The organism is Microbacterium sp. CPCC 204701, assembly GCF_004010105.1.
Taxonomy (GTDB): domain Bacteria; phylum Actinomycetota; class Actinomycetes; order Actinomycetales; family Microbacteriaceae; genus Microbacterium.
This window is the reverse complement of record NZ_RRYE01000309.1, coordinates 1-3,648: the sequence shown is the minus strand read 5'-3', so window position 1 is coordinate 3,648 and position 3,648 is coordinate 1. Positions and strand designations below refer to the sequence as shown.

General features: G+C 70.0%; 3 protein-coding genes. All 3 read right to left on the bottom strand.

The annotated features are described in order from the left end of the window. Positions 1 to 356: SLBB domain-containing protein (locus EIO58_RS14450; RefSeq protein WP_240658886.1), on the bottom strand; the 356-nt coding region annotated here is incomplete at its 3' end. Positions 357 to 454: 98 nt separating this feature from the next. Further along, complete coding sequence (gene leuS, locus EIO58_RS14445; RefSeq protein WP_164861731.1) at positions 455 to 3,025, bottom strand: leucine--tRNA ligase; 2,571 nt, start codon at positions 3,023 to 3,025, stop codon at positions 455 to 457. A gap of 82 nt (positions 3,026 to 3,107) precedes the next feature. Beyond that, positions 3,108 to 3,648, bottom strand: a 541-nt coding sequence (locus EIO58_RS14440) for a chorismate-binding protein (RefSeq protein WP_205789299.1), incomplete at its 5' end; no start/stop codon positions are given.

Genomic DNA, 3,648 nt, shown 5'->3' with positions numbered 1-3,648 from the left:
ACATGGAGCTGCTCGCCGTCGTCGACCGCGCGCGCCAGGTTCACCGCTGCCGGATCCGCGTCGTCGGCGAACCCGCCGGCCGCGGCCACCGCGTCGACCACCCGGGCACCGGCCGGCAGCACGTACAGCCCGGGTGCCGCGACGGCTCCGGCGACGTGGACGTACAGGTCGACCACGTCGGTCGTCGCGGTCGAGGCCGGCGCGTCGACCACCACGTCGTCGACCGGTGCGACGGCCCCGCGGAGGATGCCGATCGCAACCGTGATCGCCAGCGCGGCGATCACCAGCACGACGATCGCACCGATGCCCAGGCGGCGACGGGCCGAGGGATCGCCCGCGTCGCCCGTCACCGTCACGCGGCCACGCTAGACGGGCTCGTCAGGCCGTATATGTGCGCCATCGCCGAATGTGGACGGCGGTCTCACGGCACGCGCTGGGGAGGAGCCGCGACGGCTCAGTGCGTGCTGAAGCTCACCACCTTGGGCGGCCGGACGACCGCGCGCGTGATCTCGCGGCCGGCGAGCGAACGGTTCACCCGCTCGTCCGCACGCGCGAGCGCCTCGAGCTGTGCGGCATCGATCCGCGCCGGCACCTCGAGCGTCGCGCGGACCTTGCCGTCGATCTGCACCACGGCGGTGACGTTCTCTTCGACCAGGAGCGTCGGATCGGCGCTCCGCCACGGCACGAGCCCGACGAAGCCGTCATAGCCGAGCACCTCCCACATCTCCTCCGCGGTATGCGGCGCGAAGAGGTCGAGGATCATGGCGGTCGCCTCGGCGGCCTCACGCACCGCCGGGTCGGCGGGCCCGGCACCGGTGTCGATGAGCTTCCGCGTCGCGTTGACGAGCTCCATGAGCCGCGCCACCACGACGTTGAACTTCGTCTGCTCCACGAGCCCGGGTGCATCGGCGAGGAGGCGGTGGGTCACACGGCGCAGCCCGGCGTCGCCCTCCGCCCAGATGACGTCCGGAGCGCTCTTGACGTCTTTCGCAACCCGCCAGGCGCGCGCGAGAAACTTCTGCGCGCCGGTGGTCGAGACGTCCTCCCAGTTGATGTCGTCCTCGACCGGGCCGGCGAAGATCATGGCGACGCGCGACGCGTCGGCGCCGGGGTCGACCATGCTCGAGGCGAACTCGACGAGGTTGCCTTTCGACTTCGACATCTTCGAGCCGCCGAGCAGCACCATGCCCTGGTTGACGAGGCTGGAGAAGGGCTCGGTGAAGTCGATCAGACCCATGTCGAACAGCACCTTCGTGACGAAGCGTGCGTACAGCAGGTGCAGGATCGCGTGCTCGACGCCGCCGATGTAGGAGTCGACGGGCGCCCAGCGGCTCGCCTCACGCGTCGGGAAGGGCTGGGTCGCGTCGTTCGGCGAGAGGAACCGCAGGAAGTACCACGAGCTGTCGACGAAGGTGTCCATCGTGTCGGGGTCGCGCAGCGCCGGCCCGCCCGTCCCGGGGTCGGTGGTCTGCATCCACTCCGTGGCCCCTCCGAGCGGCGACGTGCCCTTCGGCGCGAGATCGAGGCCCTTCGCGTCGGGCAGGCGCAGCGGCAGCTGGTCTTCCGGCACGGGCACGATCCGCCCGTCCTCGGTGTGGATCATCGGGATCGGCGTGCCCCAGAAGCGCTGGCGCGAGATGAGCCAGTCGCGCAGCCGATACGACTTCGCGGCTCGACCGGTGCCCGCCGCCGTCAGCTCCTCGATGACGCGCGCGATCGCATTGCGCTTCGAGAGCCCGTCGAGCGAGCCCGAGTTGATCATGCGACCGTCGCCGGTCAGCGCGACGCCTGTCGAAGCCGGGTCGATGTCGGCGAGCGATTCGAGGGGGCCCGGGTCGATCGGCACACCGTCATCGTCGACCTCGATCACGGGGATGGCGCCCGTGATCGGCGCCGTGGTGTCGACCACGACCTTGATCGGAAGATCGAACGCACGCGCGAAGTCCAGATCGCGCTGGTCGTGGGCGGGCACCGCCATGACCGCGCCGTGGCCGTAGTCGGCCAGCACATAGTCGGCGGCCCAAATCGGCAGCCTGTCGCCGTTGATCGGGTTGATCGCGTACCGGTCGAGGAACACGCCGGTCTTGGGACGGTCGGTGCTCTGGCGCTCGATGTCGGTCTCGCGCTGAACACGCTCGAGGTAGTCCTGGAAGCGCGTCCGCACCTCGGCCGAGGATCCGGCGGCCAGCTCTGCGGCGAGATCGCTGTCGGGGGCGACGACCATGAAGGTCGCACCGTGCAGCGTGTCGGGGCGGGTCGAGAACACCGTCACCTTCTCGGCGCGGTCCTCGATCTCGAAGTCGATGTCGGCGCCGACCGAGCGTCCGATCCAGTTCCGCTGCATGCGGATGACCTTCTGCGGCCAGAAGCCCTCGAGCTGGTTGAGGTCGTCGAGCAGACGGTCGGCGTACTCGGTGATCTTGAAGTACCACTGCGTGAGCTTCTTCTTCACGACCTCGGTGCCGCAGCGCTCGCAGTGCCCGTCCACGACCTGCTCGTTCGCGAGCACCGTCTGGTCGTTCGGGCACCAGTTGACGGGGCTCTCCTTGCGATACGCCAGGCCTCGCTCGTAGAGGCGCTGGAACAGCCACTGGTTCCAGCGGTAGTACTCGGGGTCGCTCGTGTGCAGGATGCGCGACCAGTCGTAGGACGATCCGTACTGGCGGAAGCTCTTCTTGTGCAGCTCGATGTTCGCGTAGGTCCACTCGCGCGGGTCTGCCCCGCGCTGGATCGCCGCGTTCTCGGCGGGCAGGCCGAAAGAGTCCCATCCGATCGGGTTGAGCACGTTGTAGCCGCGGTGGCGCCAGAACCGCGCGACCACGTCGACGTACGCGTAGTTTTCGGCATGGCCCATGTGCAGGTCGCCCGACGGGTACGGGAACATGCCCAGCACGTACTTGCGTGGCCGGGTGTCGTCGTCGCCGCCGGCGCGGAACGGGTCGGCCTCCGCCCAGCGCGCCTGCCACTTCTCCTGGATCGCGTAGGCGTCGAAGCCCTCGGCGGGCGCGGTGGTGTCGGAGGACATGGTCTGACTCACGTGGGAAGAACCAATCATGGGATGCCGGGTGGCGCGCGAAGCGCAACCTCCAGGTTAGCGGACCCGGGCTTCACCAACCCGGCGGCAGCGCGGCGCCGAGGGCTGCCAGTGGCCCGCGCGCCTTGACCCCGACCTCCGCCACCTCGGCGGCGGCATCCGACCGCCACGTGATGCCCCCGCCGGCGCCGACGTAGGCGCCCGCGGGGTGGGTCACGATCGAGCGGATCACCATCGCGAGATCGAGCGCGCCGTCGTCGCCGACCCAGCCGAAGCAGCCCGAGAACACGCCGCGCGGCGCGCGCTCGAGCCCGTGGAGGATCGTCATCGCCGACAGCTTCGGCGCCCCGGTCATCGAACCGGCGGGGAATGCGGCGTCGAGGAGCTCACCGAGGGTCGTGCCCGGGGCGAGCCGTCCCGAGACCGTGCTCACGAGCTGGTGGACGGCGGGATACGACTCGATCTCCAGCAGCGCGTCCACGCCCACCGACCCGGCGACGCACACGCGCGACAGATCGTTGCGCATGAGATCGACGATCATCACGTTCTCGGCGCGCTCCTTCTCGCTCGCCGTGAGCTCCGCGGCGAGGGCGGCGTCCGTTGCCGGGTCGGCG

Excerpts from the sequence above, each read along its gene's own strand:
- leuS (WP_164861731.1), bottom strand. The coding sequence starts at position 3,025 with ATGTCCTCCGACACCACCGCGCCCGCCGAGGGCTTCGACGCCTACGCG.